Origin of the sequence: Pseudomonas sp. KBW05 (genome assembly GCF_003852405.1) — a bacterium.
In the GTDB taxonomy this organism is placed as follows: domain Bacteria; phylum Pseudomonadota; class Gammaproteobacteria; order Pseudomonadales; family Pseudomonadaceae; genus Aquipseudomonas.
In genome coordinates, this window is sequence record NZ_QAJM01000035.1 from 26,313 (window position 1) to 40,446 (window position 14,134).

The window sequence follows — 14,134 nt, forward strand, 5'->3', positions numbered from 1 at the left end:
AGCCGACCTGATCGATGAAGCGGGCGCATTCCCCTGTGGGAGCTGGCTTGCCTGCGATGGCATCGACTCGGTGTGCCTGATGTACCGAGGTGTCTGCATCGCAGGCAAGCCAGCTCCCACACGGGTCTGATGCTGAATGGATTCAACACGCTGACCGTCCATCGCATATAACTGAAAAACCAATCCATATGCGATCCAGCTATTGGATTGTTCATAAGGCTTTGCCTTTAATTCGCCACCTAACTCATTGTTACACGGAGTAAATCAGCGCCTCGTCGCGCTGGAATGAGTCACCGTAGCGCATTAGAGATTAGCCATGAGCAACCCCGTTGCCGTTGCACCCCAGCCCCTGGTCCGCGCGCGTGACCTGTGCAAGACCTTTGGCGCCCAACGGGCGCTGGATCAGGTCAGCCTGGAGCTATACCCGGGCGAAGGCGTGGGCTTGCTGGGTGTGGAGGGGGCGGGCAAGTCCACCCTGGTCAACATCCTCGGCGGCACCCTGGCGCCGGATGCCGGTGAGCTGTGGGTTGATGGGGTGCGGCAACGGTTTATCTCACCGTTGTCGGCACGCCGGGTGGGGATTGTCGCGGTCCATCAGCGCCCCGACGAAGGCATCGCCCCGGGCCTGAGCGTTGCCGAAAACCTGCTGCTCGACGAACTGTGCCTGCCCGGCGCGGACTTCCTGCTCAACCGCAAAAACCTCCTGCAACGCGCCGAAACCATCGCCGCCGGCTTGGGCCTGGACCTGCCGCTGCAACTGCCGGTCGAACGCCTCGGCCAGGCCGATCGACAACTGCTGGTACTCGCCCGCGCCTTTGCCCTGCAACCCCGCTTGCTGATCCTCGACGAACCCACCGCCGCCCTGTCCGACCCCGACGCCGAGCGTTTGCTGGAACTGGTCGATACCCAGCGCAGCCGAGGCGTGGCCATCCTCTATATCTCCCAGCGCTTGTCCGACCTGCAACGGGTGACCAACCGCGCAATCGTCCTGGAGAACGGGCGGATTAGCCGTGAAGTGAACACACGGCATCTGGCGACGGCGGCGTACACCTTGTTCGGCGACGCGACGCAAAGCGCGTTACCACAGCAGAACCTGTCGGTGCCGTTTCTTGAGCGGTTTACTCGGACGGGTTTTATTCGTAATCGGGCGGAGGGGCGGGTGGTGCGGGAGCAGGTGGTGGGTGTGCAAATGGAAGGTGAGGTTAGGCAAGACCGGACAAAATGAATGGGTTAGAGGGCGCCGTTAAACCATTTGTCGGATTGTTCACGAATTTTTATTGAAGTTGATCTTCGTCCTGCACTATTTCTTCGTGCGGAAGTTGTTGGGTTCGCTTTGGATGGTGGTTTGGAAGATGTTGGTTTTGTGGGTTTTTTAATTATGGGTTGGGGGTGGCTACTGTTTTAAAGTTTGTTATGCAATTCGTTGTATTCTGATTTTTTTGAGTGAAATATCCTAATTTTGGTTGGCCGACTCCTGGCTTTGTGATCTTCAAAAGTTTGCGATTTTTTCCGGGCGAACTAAGTTTGGTATGCATCTTTTAAAAGTGCTTGGTGAGTTCTGCCTCACTCCCGCAATCGCACGAGATGGGCTGCAGGTCTATGCTTTGCTGGGTGCGGATCCTCGGGTGGGGATAAAGCAATGAATATAAAAATACCTAGCTATGAAATCCTGAATTTTGAAGTTGAAGATCCGTTAGTTGCTCGTGTGGGTGTTGCCAAGGTATGCCCGCGCTCGCTGTTGACGGTACTTCGGCAAATGCAATGGCCTGATCGGCTTACATGTCTTGAACTGGATGAAGTGCTTTCTGAGAATGGTCGGGCTATAGAAGAGCACGAGAATCTTTTTCATTAAAGTCGCGCGGCGAAGTGCAGTTCGAAACACCTTGGTTCTGAGTGCTCCAATCGCCTTGTTGGCTTACCGGCAAAAACGCCACACTGCCCTCCTTACGCACCTTGAACAACCGCTCCCCATTGTCCGGTTGTGTGACGATCACCTGGTGATCCGCCCCCAGATACGCCAGCGGTGTCGGGTCGTCCTGGGTGTATTGCGCGACGATGATCGTGTGTTGGGGATCGAAGTGCTGGCCGCTGGTTTTCTCCAGCCAGGCCATGAATGCGGCGCTGTTGCCCTGGCGTGGGAAGTCCTGGTTTTCGCCGACGTAGTAGAAGGGCTTTCCGCCGTTTTGCAGGTACATCGGTAGTTTGTTGTCGGCTTCCACCAGCACGATTTGCCATTGGTTCCAGGGCGCGCTTTTGACGGCTTCGGCGTGCACATCGTTGGCGAAGCGGGTCACGCCGCCGTTGCCGTTGGTCCAGGGGTAGGCCACGCCGAGTATCAGCAGCAACAGGCTGGCGGCGGTGGCGAAACCTATGCGCCAGCGGGGGCGTGCGGCGGGTTTTTTCAGCAGGTATTCGTGCAGCCACCAGGCGCCGAGCAGTTGGGCGAAGGGCACCAGGGGTAGCACGTAGTAGCTGCGTCGGCTGCCACTGGCGGTGAAGAACACAAACAGCAGGCCCAGGCCCCACACCAGCCAGCGCACATTGGGCGGCGTGGTGCGCCAGTGGCGCACGGCCAGCCACAGGCCGAGCAACCAGCACGGCGCCCACGGCAGGGTGTAGGCGGGGAGGTAGATCAGGTAGGTGTAGATCGGCCCCATATGGTCGAAAGGGTCGAAGAAACGCACCACGTTTTCCCGGAATACCAGGGCCAGGCCGCTTTGGCCGTAGGTCGGAGTGCCGTAGACATGCGACAACACGAAGGGCACCGCATACACCGCTGCGGCAATCAGCAGCGCCAGCAACAGGCGCAGGTTGAGGTGCCGTTTGTAGCGCTGCTCGCTGAGCACATGCGGCAGCAACACCAGGCCCGGCAGCACGAAGCCGATCAAGCCCTTGAACAGCGACGTCAGCGCCAGCAGCAGGAAAAACACCGTGTAGCGCCCCAGTCGCGTGTCCTCCGGGCCACGCCAATACCACCATACCGCCGCCAGCACGCCGCACACCGTGAGCACATCCGCCGTGGCGACCCGTGCCCAGAACATGAAGTAGAAGGTGGTGGCGAGCATCCAGCCGGCAATCAGGCCGGTGCCCTTGCTCAACAGGCGCTCGCCGATCAGGTAGACCAGCCACACGCTCAGCCACGCGGCGAGCACCGACGGCAGACGCAGTGACCACGGGCCAAGGCCGCCCATCACGTGCGCGAGGCCGGTGATCAGCCAGTAGGAGGGCAGGGGTTTGTCGTAATAGGGCTGGCCCTTTAGGTAAGGGTCGAAGTAATCGCCGCTTTGCAGCATGTGCAAGGCGATGTCGGCCCAGCGGGTTTCCGGGCCCCACAGGTCACGGCCGCCGAGGCCCGGCAAGAGCATCAGCGCCGTGATGGCGAGCAATAGCAGCAGCGCGCGGTGTTGGCGTGGGATAAGCCGGTTCATGGCAATTTCGGGTAGATGATCAGTTGCAGGTACCCCTTGTCATAGCGGGTGCCGCCGGGAGGCAGTTGCACGACTTGACGCATTTCGCTGCTGCTGCCGGCGCGTACCAGCACGCCCACCGAACCTTTCCGGCGCGCGTTTTTGAGCCAGCCTTGCACTTGCTCCAGGCTGATTTTGCGCTGCACGCTGTCTGGGTATTGCAAGCCGTAGCGCAGTTCGCTTTCGGTTTCGTACAAGCCCACTTCTGGCCGTTGCAGGCGCCAGGCCAGGGCGCTGGCGCTTTCCAGTTCGTTGCTGAGCAAGGCGCTGGTTTGTTTGAGCTCGTCGAGGTGTTCAAGCACAAACTGGTCGGGCATCTCGTTGTCGGTCACCTGGGCCGGCATACTCGCCGGCAACAGGATCACCAGCAAACCAATGCCCAATACCGGCATCGCCCACAGCGTCAGCGGGCGAAACGCTTGCAGCAGGTTGGTGAGGATCCAGCCCAGCAGCACGATGAAGATCAACGAGAGGCTGAACATCTCCGCATGGCTGTTGCCGTACGGCGGCCTGCTGATTTGCAGGTAGATCAGCGTCACCATCGCAACCATGCCGATGGCAAAGTTGAGCAGGCCGTTGAGGCAGATCGCGCGGGATTTGCCTTGTTGCAGCAGTTCGGTCAACGCATGGCCCATCAACAGCGCCAGGGGTAGCAGGCAGGGCATGATGTAGGTCGGCAGCTTGCCGTTGCTCAAGCTGAAAAAGAACAATGGCAACAGCATCCACAAGGCCAGGAAGGCGATCGCCGGCTGGCGCCGTTGTTGCCACATCTTCGCCAGTGTGGCGGGCAGCATCCCCGCCCAGGGCAGGCACGCCACCACCATGATCGGCAGGAAGAACCACCACGGCCGTGCGTGTTGCGCGGTCGCGGAGGTAAAGCGCCGCACGTGTTCGTTCCAGAAGAAGAACCGCCAGTAGTCCGGCTCTTGCACATGGATCGCCCACACCCACGGCAGGCACAGCAGCAGCGCGACGGCCACGGCCAGCGGGCCATAACGCAGCAACTCACCCAGGCGGCGCTGCCAAAGCATATACGGCACGGCAATCAGCACCGGCAGGGCCAGGGCGAGGAAACCCTTGGTCATGAACCCCATGGCGCAGGCCACGCCCAATACCGTCCACGAGATCAGGCGGCCACGGGTAGTGGGGCTGTCGAGGGCAAACCACAACGCGACGAGGCTGAGGTTGACCCAGAAGGTGAATTGCGGATCGAGGTTGGAATAACCCGCTTGCCCGGCAACCAGGCCAAAGCTCAGGTAGAGCAGGGCGCTCGCGAAGCTTTTGCGCGGGTCGTGCCACATCCGCCGCGCGACCAGGTAGGCCAGCCAGACGCTCAGCGCCGTGGTCAGGGCCGAGGCGATGCGCACGCCGAACAGGTTCTGGCCAAACACCGCCTGGCCGAGGGCGATCAACCAATAGCCGGCGGCAGGTTTTTCGAAGTAGCGCACGCCCATGAAGTGGGGGGTGACCCAGTTGCCGCTCAGCAGCATTTCCTGGCTGATCTGGGCGTAGCGGGTTTCATCCGGGATCCACAGGCCGTGCAGGCCCAGGGGCAACAAATAGAACGCAGCGAAGGCCAGCAACAACACATGCAGGGGTTTGAAACGCATCATGAAAACGTCGCTCCTTGACGTTCAATGGACGGAAATTGAGGTATAGAAGTCATAGCGCAAACCATCGAAGTTTCCACTAAGTTATTGAAAGTGTTCATGACATCCTTAACTAACAGGCACAACTAAACATGCCAGAAGATGGCTGTCGTTTGGCTGAACATGGAGAAGTGTTAGAACTGCTTGAGCGCGTTGGCCCAGTTCTGATTGTTGACGATGCCCAATACTTTGAACTTGGCGTTGGGCAACACCTGCACGAACAATGAACTGCCGTACTGCGGGAAGGTGGCGTGGGGGAAACCCAGGCTCTTCTCGAAGTCGGCGATGCAGCCGCTGTGGGTGACGAATACCAGGTTGCGTCCCGGGGCTTTGTGGCTGAGCAGTTCTTCGCCCATGGCCGTGCCGCAAACGGCCCGTTCGCCGGACGTAAAGTCGCTTTTGCTAAACATGAAACGCACGGTCTGGGCAGTGCGGATGGCCGGGCTGGCCAACACGTCGCTGCCGGCCATGCCCAATGCAGCAAAGGCTTTGCCGAGGTTTTCGGCCTGTTGACTACCGTTGATCGTCAGCCCTTCGACCGGGCCCAGGCATGGGTTGGTCGAGCGGTCGCAGCGCTCTTCATGGCGTACCAGCACGATCACGTCACCGTCACGCCACAGCGGCATCACTGGCGAGGTCAGCAGGCGATTGCCGACGCCCAGGTCCCGTGGCGACGCAGGCCACAGCAAGCTGCAACCGAGCAGCAAACCGACCGCGCCAATGCCCAGCCAAAGCTTGCGCAGGCGCTTGAAAAAGGCCCGGGGCAAGCGCGGCTTGGTCAGGGTAAGGTCAACCACTTCATTCACCATGGGCACCGTCGGCAGTGTTGTACTAGTTAGGCGCAATGGCTTGGCGAGTGCCCTTAGTGAAGCGGGAGGCTGTCACAGGGCCGCTGTCTTTTCGCTGAACGCGTTGCGGTTATAAAGTTGCCCGGTGGGCTAACTAACAAGTTGCCGACCGGTGACACTTGGCCGGTAATCTAGAGAACGGCTGGTGGGCAACCGGTGAAATCCATGTGAAAAATTTGCGTGGGCGCGCCAGCCAGCCGTTATCCTCGGTTGCAGTCCATTGGTGAGTGCTCCCATGTTGCAGGTGCAAGGTGTCCTGAAAAGCTACGCCACCCCTCAAGGCCCGCTGGCGGTGCTGGCGGGTGTAGATCTGCATCTGGCAGCGCGCAGCAGCCTGGCGCTGATGGGCGAGTCCGGCAGCGGCAAGAGCACCTTGCTGCACCTGGTGGCCGGCCTGGATCGGCTGGATGGCGGCAGCATCGCGGTGGGCGAGCAGCGCCTGGATCAACTCAATGAAGCCCAACTCGCCCACTGGCGGCGCACGCAGATTGGCCTGGTGTTCCAGCAGTTCAACCTGATCGGCAGTTTGCGCGTGGACGACAACCTGGCCTTCCAGGCGCGGCTGGCGGGGCGCTTCGATGAGCAATGGCAGGCGCAACTGGTGGAACGCCTGGGCCTGGGGGACTTGCTCAAGCGCTATCCCGAACAGCTCTCCGGCGGCCAGCAGCAACGGGTGGCGGTGGGTCGCGCGCTGGCCTCGCGCCCGGCGCTATTGCTGGCCGATGAACCCACCGGCAACCTTGACGAAGCCACTAGCGATGACGTCCTGCAATTGCTCCTGGACCTGTTGCGCGACAGCCCCACCAGCCTGTTGATGGTCACCCACAGCCCGCGCCTCGCCGCACGCCTGGACCGCCAGGTGGTCCTGCATCGCGGGCGTGTCGTGCCTGCGGGCGCCGTGTGAGATGGCCGTATTTTATTGGGCGTTGCGCGCGCTGCTGAGCCATTGGCGGCGCCATCCCGTGCAGTTTTTCAGTGTGCTCACCGGGTTGTGGCTGGCCACGGCGTTGCTCACCGGGGTGCAGGCCCTGAACAGTCAGGCGCGGGACAGTTACGCGCGCGCCAGCCAATTGATCGGCGGTGAACCCCAGGCCAGCCTCAGTGCGCCGGACGGGGCCAGTTTTCCCCAGGCACTGTTTGCCCAGTTGCGCCGGGCCGGCTGGCCGGTGTCACCGGTGGTGCAGGGGCGGGTGCAACTGCAGGGGCATGCCGACACGCGCTTGCAGTTGATGGGCATCGAACCGGTGTCGCTGCCGGGCAGCGGTGCGGTGGCGGGGCAGCGTTTGAGCCAGGGGCAGATGCTCGCGTTTTTTGCGCCGCCGGGGCGTACCTGGATTGCTCCGCAAACCTTGCAGGCCCTGGGGCTGCGTGAGGGGCAGCAACCGATGACGCTGAGCGGCCACGTGTTGCCGCCCTTGCAAGCCCAGCAGGACATGGCGCCCGGGGTGTTGCTGACCGATATCGGCTTTGCCCAGCCGCTGCTGGACATGCCTGGCCGCCTGTCGCGCTTGCTGGTGGACAAGGCCTATGCGGCAAGCCGTCCCACGCCACCGGAGGGTTTGCAACTGAAACAGGGTGAGGACAACAACCTGTCGCGCCTGACCGAAAGCTTCCACCTGAACCTCGACGCCCTGGGCTTTCTGTCCTTTGTGGTGGGGCTGTTTATCGTGCACGCCGCCATCGGCCTGGCCCTGGAACAACGTCGCGGCCTGCTGCGCACGTTGCGTGCCTGCGGGGTCAGCGCGCGGTTGTTGATCCTCAGCCTGGGGGTGGAATTGGGCGTGCTGGCCTTGCTCGGCGGTGTGCTTGGGGTTGCCAGCGGCTACCTGCTGGCCAGCCTGTTGCTGCCGGATGTGGCCGCCAGCCTGCGCGGCCTGTATGGCGCCGAGGTTCCCGGGCAGCTAAGCCTGAGCCCAGGTTGGTGGGCTGCCGGCTTGGGGTTGAGCCTGCTCGGCGCGCTGCTCGCTGGCGCCAACAGCCTGTGGCGGGCGGCGCGCTTGCCGTTGCTGGCGCTGGCCAACGCCCAGGCTTGGCATGAGGCCCATGGGCGCTGGTTGCGTCGCCAGGGTTGGGTGGCCGCGACGGCGCTGGTGATCGCGCTGCTGGCCTTGCTGCTGGGCGACAGCCTGGCCGCCGGCTTTGTGTTGATGGCGACGCTGTTGCTGGGCGCCGCACTGGGCTTGCCGGTGATGCTCAACGGGCTGCTCAAGGCGCTGCTGGGGCGCAGCCGCTCGGTGCTCGGCCAATGGTTTCTTGCCGATTGCCGCCAACAACTCCCGGCCTTGAGCCTGGCGCTGATGGCGTTGCTGTTGGCGCTGGCGGCGAATATCGGCGCGGGGTCCATGACTTCGGGTTTTCGCCAGACCTTCACCCACTGGCTGGAGCAGCGCCTGACGGCCGAGCTGTACCTCAACCCGCAAAATCCCGCGCAGTCGGCCCAACTGCAGAGCTGGCTGGAAGTGCAACCGCAGGTACAGACCGTGCTGCCCACCTGGCAAGTCGCGGTGCAACTGCAAGGCTGGCCGGCGGATCTGTTTGGCGTGATCGATGACCCCACCTATCGCCAACACTGGCCGTTGCTGCAGGCGCTGAGTAATCCCTGGGATCAATTGCTCAACGGCGACACGCTGATGCTCAGCGAGCAACTGGCACGACGCCTGAATGTGCAGTTGGGCGATACGCTGGCGATCCCCACGCCGCAGGGGGCGTGGACGCCGCAGGTGGTGGGGATCTACGCCGACTATGGCAACCCCAAGGGTCACTTGCTGGTCAATGCCCGGCACCTGCTGGTGCACTGGCCGACGCTGTCGCCGGCGCGCTTCAACCTGCGGGTGCAGCCGCAGGATGTGCCGGCGCTGGTGGCTGAAGTGCAGCGGGTGTTTGCCCTGGAAGACAGCCGCATCGTTGATCAGCAGCAGCTCAAGGGATGGTCCAGCCAAGTGTTTGAACGCACCTTCGCCGCCACCGCCGCCCTCAACAGCCTGACCCTCGGCGTCGCCGGCGTGGCGTTGTTTATCAGCTTGCTGAGCCAGAGCCAGAGTCGCCTCGGCCAGCTCGCGCCGCTGTGGGCGCTGGGGGTGACGCGCCGGCAATTGATGTTGCTGAACCTGGCGCAGACCTGGCTACTGGCCGCGCTCACGCTGATCCTCGCATTGCCCCTGGGCCTGTTGCTGGCGTGGTGCCTGGACGCTGTGATCAATGTGCAAGCGTTCGGTTGGCGCCTGCCGTTGCAGGTGTTCCCGTGGCAGCTCGCGCAACTGCTGGGCCTGGCGCTGCTGGCGACGTTGCTGGCCTCGGCCTGGCCGCTGTGGCAGTTGTACCGCAGCCGCCCGGCGGATTTGTTGAGGACCTTTGCCCATGAAGATTAAGCCGCTGCTGTGGGCGCTGTTGTTGCTGTTGAGCGGGTGCGATAAAGCCCCGGCGCCAGAGGAAAGCTTCGCCGGCCTGGGCAGCGCAGCGGCGGACTTTGCCCAGGTGGTGCCGGGCAAGGTGTTCAGTTTTCCTGAGGACCACGGCCCCCATGACGGTTTTCGCATCGAATGGTGGTACGTCACCGCCAACCTCAAGGACGACCACGGCAATCTGTTCGGCGTGCAATGGACGCTCTTTCGCAACGCCCTCCAGGCCGGGCCGACGCAACCTGGCTGGCGCGACTCGACGGTCTGGCTGGGCCACGCCGCCGTCACCTCCGCCACGCGCCACTACGCCGCCGAACGCTACGCCCGTGGTGGCGTCGGCCAGGCGGGCGCGCAGGCGGTGCCGTTCAACGCCTGGATCGACGACTGGAACTTCACCTCCCGCCCCGGCGCGGCAGACGCGCTGGCGGACATGCAACTCACGGCCAGCGGCGCACAGTTCGCCTATGACCTGCACCTGACGTCCAGCCGTTCGTTGGTGCTGCAAGGTGAGCAGGGTTACAGCCGCAAGTCCGACCAGGGCGAGGCGTCGTACTACTACAGCCAGCCGTTTTTCAGCGCCACGGGCAGCGTGCGTATCGACGGCACCACCTACCAGGTCAGCGGCCCGGCGTGGCTGGATCGCGAATGGAGCAGCCAACCCCTCGCCGCCAATCAGAGCGGGTGGGACTGGTTTTCCCTGCACCTGGATCGCGGTGAACAATTGATGCTGTTTCGCGTGCGCCAGCAGGACGGTCCGGGTTACCTCACCGGCACCTGGATCGATCAGCAGGGCCACACCCAGACCTTGCACAACGCCGACATCCAACTGATGCCCTTGGCGACCACGGAGATCGACGGACGTAAAATCCCTACGCGTTGGTCGCTGAAAATCCCCGGCAAACAGCTGGATATCACGACCGAGGCGGTCAACCCGAAAGCCTGGATGAACCTGAGCATTCCCTACTGGGAAGGGCCGGTGCGGTTCGACGGTGGGGTGGGTTATCTGGAAATGACCGGCTATTAGGCGGGTTTTTGTAAGCAGTGTTTCTTCGCCTATGTAGGCAACTTCCCAAACTGATTTTCAACCCCCTCGGGCTTGTGTCCGAGGCGGGAGCGCTTGCTTATATTTCGACGCCATCTCCAATGGATTCGGGATGTGGGGCATGGCGCAGGGCTATATCAACAATGAGGTGATTGATCTCACCAGTCTGAAAACCCGCTTGATGGGCCACGGCTTGAGCCGCGAGCGCTCAGACCATTTTGATGTGTTGAACCACCACTTGCGCCACGGCTTGGTGACGCCGGGGCAACTGGTGGTGATTCCCGACACCTACAGCGTCACCTGTTCCTGGGAGGAGGCCTGGTTGATGCGCCGAGCGGAGGAAGTGCGGCGCAACCTGGAACAGGATGCTGCGGCTGGGGCGGCGGTGATTAACGACTATGACCTGTTACAGAGTTTGCTGACCTATGGCTCGATTGGCATCGGCAGCACGACCTCGGGGTGGGCGCGGCATCTGGATGAGGTGCTGCGCACGCTGGAGGAGATCGAGCAGTTGCATCAGCGCTTGAAGGCGGGCGACTTGGAGCGCCAGGCGTTTATCCGCCAGCGCCAGGTGTTGTTTGAATTGCTGGATACGCAGGTGCGTGGGGCGGCGCGGTTTGGCACGGGGTTGCGCGGGAATCAGGCGTTGAAGAACGTGCTGGGGATTTCCACCAAGAGCTATTTGCACAAGGGCGAGATCGATGGGTATGCCAAGCGCATGGCGGCGATTGCGCGGGCGTCGAAGTGGCTGGGGAAGGGCACGTATGTGGGGCTGGCGATGGATGTGGGGATTGCGGGGTTGAAGATCAAGGAGGCGTGTGTGGAGGGGCGGGATGCGCAGTGTAGGCGGGCGAGGTATGTGGAGAGTGGGCGGTTGGTGGGGGGAGTGGCGGGGGCTGCGGGCGTGGGAACTTTGGGTGCAGCTATCGCAGGCCGTGCATGCAAGATCGTGTTGGCGGTGGGTTTGAAAGCGCGAGGTGAACTGGCCTGTGGAATTATTGGCGGTGCTGCAGGAGGGTATGTGGGAGGTTCACTTTTTGGCGATGGAGGTGCCTTCTTGGGGGGGAAGATCATTGAGGTCGATGGCACGTTCATTTTTGAGCCAGAAGGTGCATGACAATGTCATTTTTTCTCGTTTACACCATCGTGATGATGGCTGGGGTATTCGTCCTTTTGGGGTTGCTGGTATTTGCGGAGTATCGAAAACTCGATGAGCTGGAAAGTTACTTCAGTGAAAACGAAAAGGTTCGAAGGCATAAGCGCTTCTGGGGAAGAAACCAGCGGATCGACAGAATGCATCGTATGCGCCTGATAGTTGAATTCTTTTCAATGCCAAAGACTCACATCAAGGCCGGCCTCGTGACCGAGGCCGAGTTGGCTTCTGTTCCTATAGCGCTCAAACGATGGGCACTGTGGCCCTATCGAATGGGTTATGTGTGGATCGTCGCATCCATCATCTGGGCGATTTGGTACCGATGGTGACTCACTCCCCCGCAATCGCCACCCCCAACGCCACCCGCGCCATCCCCGTGCCCTTCAACGACCCCAGGTACAACCACTCCCCATACTCCCGTGCCGTGGTGATCGGCGAGTAATTCCCCGCGCTGCCATCCTGCAAGTTCGCGATCACCTTGCCTTCGACATCCAGCCCCAACACAAACGCCCTGCGCTCGATCGGCTTGGGCACCACCATCAACGCCCGCACCATCACCTTGCGCAGCATCGGGTACCCGGCAAAGCTATCCAGCAGCGGATTACGCGGTGAATACAGCGCCACCCAGAAACGATCCCGCCCATTGAAACTGAGGTTGTCCGGCAAGCCCGGCAGGTTGTCGATAAACAGGTCATGGCTGCCAGCCCGCTCGCCCTTGAGCCAGTAGCGGCTGATGCGATAAGCACCGGTCTCATTCACCAGTACATAGTCCTCATCCGGGCCCAGGGCCACGCCGTTGGCGAATTGCAGATGTTCCAGCAACACCTCGGTGCTGGCGTTGCTGAAGTCATAGCGCAGCAGCCGACCGTCGCCGCCGTGCTCGATCACGGCTTCGCCATCCTGGCCGTAACCCCAGCGGCTCGAGGCATCGCTGAAATACGCGTAGCGGCCACTGGCATCCACGGTCACGTCATCGGTAAAACCGAAGGGCACGCCGTTGGCCGTGGTGCTCAGGGTGGTGAGTTGGCGGTTGCTATCCAGCGCAAGCAGGCCCTTGATGCCGTCGGCAATGATCAAGCGGCCATCCGGGTGCAGTGTCAGGCCCAGGGGGCGGCCGCCGGTGTTGGCCAGCACTTCCAGGGTGTCGCTGCCCGGCGCGGTACGGATGATGCGCCCGTCATGCAGCCCGCTGAGCAGGAAACCCTCGGCATCCAGCACCAGCGCTTCGGGCCCGGCGATGCCCTGGGCGCCGGTTTTCTCTACGCCCTTGAGGCGTTGGTTGTCGGCGTAGGGCCCGTGCGTCATCGACGGCGCCTTGGGCGGCGCCCAGTTCACCGGTTGCACCTTGGTGGGCATCAGCAAGAGGAAAGCCACCACCGCCAGCAGCAGGACAAACAGCAGGTGACGCAGTTTTCGTGAGCGGGTACGCATGCCGACTCCTGGCATTTTTGATGGGGCTTGAGCGTAGTCCGGCTGGAAAAAACTGCTAGTCGCGTTTGTGTTTCAAAGTACTGGGTCCCAGCGTTGCGACCAGTCACTTTCGGCCTTGACCACGCCACGCAGCAGCTCCAGCGCCTGCTGCAACACCGCCGAATCCCGCGCCCGCGAATACACCAGATAGGTGGGGAAACTGAACTCCGGCGCCTTCGGCACGCGGCGCATCACGCCGCTGTCCAGGTAGCTCTGCACCACCCGCGTGCGGAAGTACCCGGCACCGCCGTTTTCGAGGATGTACTGCAAGGCCAGCGGCCCGAGATTGAAACTCAGCGCCGCCCGCGCCTTGTCGGGCAGTGCCGCGTCATGCTGCTGGCGGAAGCCCGGGCCCCAGTCGATATACACGTAGGGCGCCGGGTTGCTGACCAACTGCACCAGGATCAGTTTTTCTTCCAGCACCTGCTCCACCTGCAACCCCGGCCAGTATTGCGGCTGGAACACCAGCGCGGCATCGAGCACCCCCAGTTCCAGTTGGCGCAGCAGGTACTCGCCCTCGCGCACTTCGGTACGCAACGCATGCCCGGGGATATGCTCGCGCAGGGCCTGGGCCCAGCCGAGCATCAAGGGGTTGCACAGGCTGACTTCGCCGCCGATATGCAGCACATTGCGATAGCCATCGGGCAGCGGCAGGTCACGGCGTGCCGCTTCCCAGGTTTGCAGCAACTGGTTGGCGTAGACCACGAAGGCTTCGCCGTCGGCGGTCAGGCGCGCGCCGGCGCGGTTGCGGATGAAGAGGGTGCTGCCGAGCTGGCTTTCCAGGCTCTTGACCCGCGCGGTGATGGCGGTCTGGGTGACGTGCAGTTTCTCGGCTGCTGCGGCGAGGCTGCCGCAGCGGGTGATTTCGAGGAAGGTGCGTGCCAGTTCGATGTCCATGAAGCCCCCGGGTATGAATGGGGGGCATTGTAGTGGAATGCGGTTGGAACTGTGGGAGCTGGCTTGCCTGCTGTGGCGGTTTGTCGGTCGGTGTACATATCCGTTTCTTCGGTAACGGCGGCTTAGGGTTCCGCCCTTACGGCGGGGCACTTTTGGAAAAGAGCCCCAAAAGTAACCAAAATGGCTCTTGTCCCAACACTCGGCACCTCG

11 protein-coding genes are annotated in these 14,134 nt (G+C 62.2%); 6 read left to right on the forward strand and 5 right to left on the reverse strand.

Going from position 1 to position 14,134, the window contains the following annotated elements; genetic code table 11:
* Positions 1 to 316 precede the first annotated feature (316 nt).
* Positions 317 to 1,225: an ATP-binding cassette domain-containing protein gene (locus DBR46_RS25960; RefSeq protein WP_124528632.1), complete on the forward strand. Its 909-nt coding sequence runs from the start codon at positions 317 to 319 to the stop codon at positions 1,223 to 1,225.
* A 595-nt stretch (positions 1,226 to 1,820) separates the two neighbouring features.
* Here the strand turns inward: DBR46_RS25960 and DBR46_RS25965 are convergent.
* The 3 genes from DBR46_RS25965 to DBR46_RS25975 form a co-directional block, all read right to left on the reverse strand.
* The gene (locus tag DBR46_RS25965) at positions 1,821 to 3,428 is read right to left on the reverse strand and encodes a glycosyltransferase family 39 protein (RefSeq protein ID WP_256659396.1); all 1,608 of its coding nucleotides are present in this window, start codon (positions 3,426 to 3,428) and stop codon (positions 1,821 to 1,823) included.
* Entirely contained in the window at positions 3,425 to 5,080 is a 1,656-nt protein-coding gene (gene arnT, locus DBR46_RS25970; RefSeq protein ID WP_124528634.1) for a lipid IV(A) 4-amino-4-deoxy-L-arabinosyltransferase, read from the reverse strand. Before arnT ends, DBR46_RS25965 begins: the two co-directional genes overlap by 4 nt.
* 170 nt (positions 5,081 to 5,250) lie before the next feature.
* Positions 5,251 to 5,925 (reverse strand): histidine phosphatase family protein, encoded by a 675-nt coding sequence (locus tag DBR46_RS25975; RefSeq protein ID WP_124528636.1) that lies wholly within the window; start codon positions 5,923 to 5,925, stop codon positions 5,251 to 5,253.
* Between the two features lie 274 nt (positions 5,926 to 6,199).
* Here DBR46_RS25975 and DBR46_RS25980 point away from each other — a divergent pair, with 274 nt between their 5' ends.
* The 5 genes from DBR46_RS25980 to DBR46_RS26000 all read left to right on the forward strand — a co-directional run bounded on the left by DBR46_RS25980 (position 6,200) and on the right by DBR46_RS26000 (position 11,886).
* Complete coding sequence (locus tag DBR46_RS25980; protein WP_124528638.1) at positions 6,200 to 6,868, forward strand: ABC transporter ATP-binding protein; 669 nt, start codon at positions 6,200 to 6,202, stop codon at positions 6,866 to 6,868.
* A gap of 1 nt (position 6,869) precedes the next feature.
* Positions 6,870 to 9,332, forward strand: a complete 2,463-nt coding sequence (locus DBR46_RS25985; protein ID WP_124528640.1) for an FtsX-like permease family protein — start codon at positions 6,870 to 6,872, stop codon at positions 9,330 to 9,332.
* Positions 9,322 to 10,386, forward strand: coding sequence for a lipocalin-like domain-containing protein (locus DBR46_RS25990; protein WP_124528642.1), 1,065 nt, complete (start codon positions 9,322 to 9,324; stop codon positions 10,384 to 10,386). Before DBR46_RS25985 ends, DBR46_RS25990 begins: the two co-directional genes overlap by 11 nt.
* A 139-nt stretch (positions 10,387 to 10,525) precedes the next feature.
* Positions 10,526 to 11,521, forward strand: a complete 996-nt coding sequence (locus DBR46_RS25995; RefSeq protein ID WP_124528644.1) for a hypothetical protein — start codon at positions 10,526 to 10,528, stop codon at positions 11,519 to 11,521.
* Between the two features lie 2 nt (positions 11,522 to 11,523).
* Positions 11,524 to 11,886: a hypothetical protein gene (locus tag DBR46_RS26000; protein WP_124528646.1), complete on the forward strand. Its 363-nt coding sequence runs from the start codon at positions 11,524 to 11,526 to the stop codon at positions 11,884 to 11,886.
* Position 11,887: 1 nt separating this feature from the next.
* Here DBR46_RS26000 and DBR46_RS26005 read toward each other — a convergent pair whose 3' ends face one another.
* On the reverse strand, positions 11,888 to 12,988 hold the full coding sequence (locus DBR46_RS26005) for an SMP-30/gluconolactonase/LRE family protein (RefSeq protein ID WP_124528648.1): 1,101 nt from the start codon (positions 12,986 to 12,988) through the stop codon (positions 11,888 to 11,890).
* Between the two features lie 72 nt (positions 12,989 to 13,060).
* Positions 13,061 to 13,924, reverse strand: coding sequence for a LysR family transcriptional regulator (locus tag DBR46_RS26010; RefSeq protein WP_124528650.1), 864 nt, complete (start codon positions 13,922 to 13,924; stop codon positions 13,061 to 13,063).
* Positions 13,925 to 14,134 lie beyond the last annotated feature (210 nt).

What these genes read in the sequence shown, in the direction of transcription:
- DBR46_RS25960 (WP_124528632.1), top strand. Translation starts at nt 317, where the DNA reads ATGAGCAACCCCGTTGCCGTTGCACCCCAGCCCCTGGTCCGCGCGCGT.
- DBR46_RS25965 (WP_256659396.1), bottom strand. Translation starts at nt 3,428, where the DNA reads ATGAACCGGCTTATCCCACGCCAACACCGCGCGCTGCTGCTATTGCTC.
- arnT (WP_124528634.1), bottom strand. Translation starts at nt 5,080, where the DNA reads ATGATGCGTTTCAAACCCCTGCATGTGTTGTTGCTGGCCTTCGCTGCG.
- DBR46_RS25975 (WP_124528636.1), bottom strand. Translation starts at nt 5,925, where the DNA reads ATGGTGAATGAAGTGGTTGACCTTACCCTGACCAAGCCGCGCTTGCCC.
- DBR46_RS25980 (WP_124528638.1), top strand. Translation starts at nt 6,200, where the DNA reads ATGTTGCAGGTGCAAGGTGTCCTGAAAAGCTACGCCACCCCTCAAGGC.
- DBR46_RS25985 (WP_124528640.1), top strand. Translation starts at nt 6,870, where the DNA reads ATGGCCGTATTTTATTGGGCGTTGCGCGCGCTGCTGAGCCATTGGCGG.
- DBR46_RS25990 (WP_124528642.1), top strand. Translation starts at nt 9,322, where the DNA reads ATGAAGATTAAGCCGCTGCTGTGGGCGCTGTTGTTGCTGTTGAGCGGG.
- DBR46_RS25995 (WP_124528644.1), top strand. Translation starts at nt 10,526, where the DNA reads ATGGCGCAGGGCTATATCAACAATGAGGTGATTGATCTCACCAGTCTG.
- DBR46_RS26000 (WP_124528646.1), top strand. Translation starts at nt 11,524, where the DNA reads ATGTCATTTTTTCTCGTTTACACCATCGTGATGATGGCTGGGGTATTC.
- DBR46_RS26005 (WP_124528648.1), bottom strand. Translation starts at nt 12,988, where the DNA reads ATGCGTACCCGCTCACGAAAACTGCGTCACCTGCTGTTTGTCCTGCTG.
- DBR46_RS26010 (WP_124528650.1), bottom strand. Translation starts at nt 13,924, where the DNA reads ATGGACATCGAACTGGCACGCACCTTCCTCGAAATCACCCGCTGCGGC.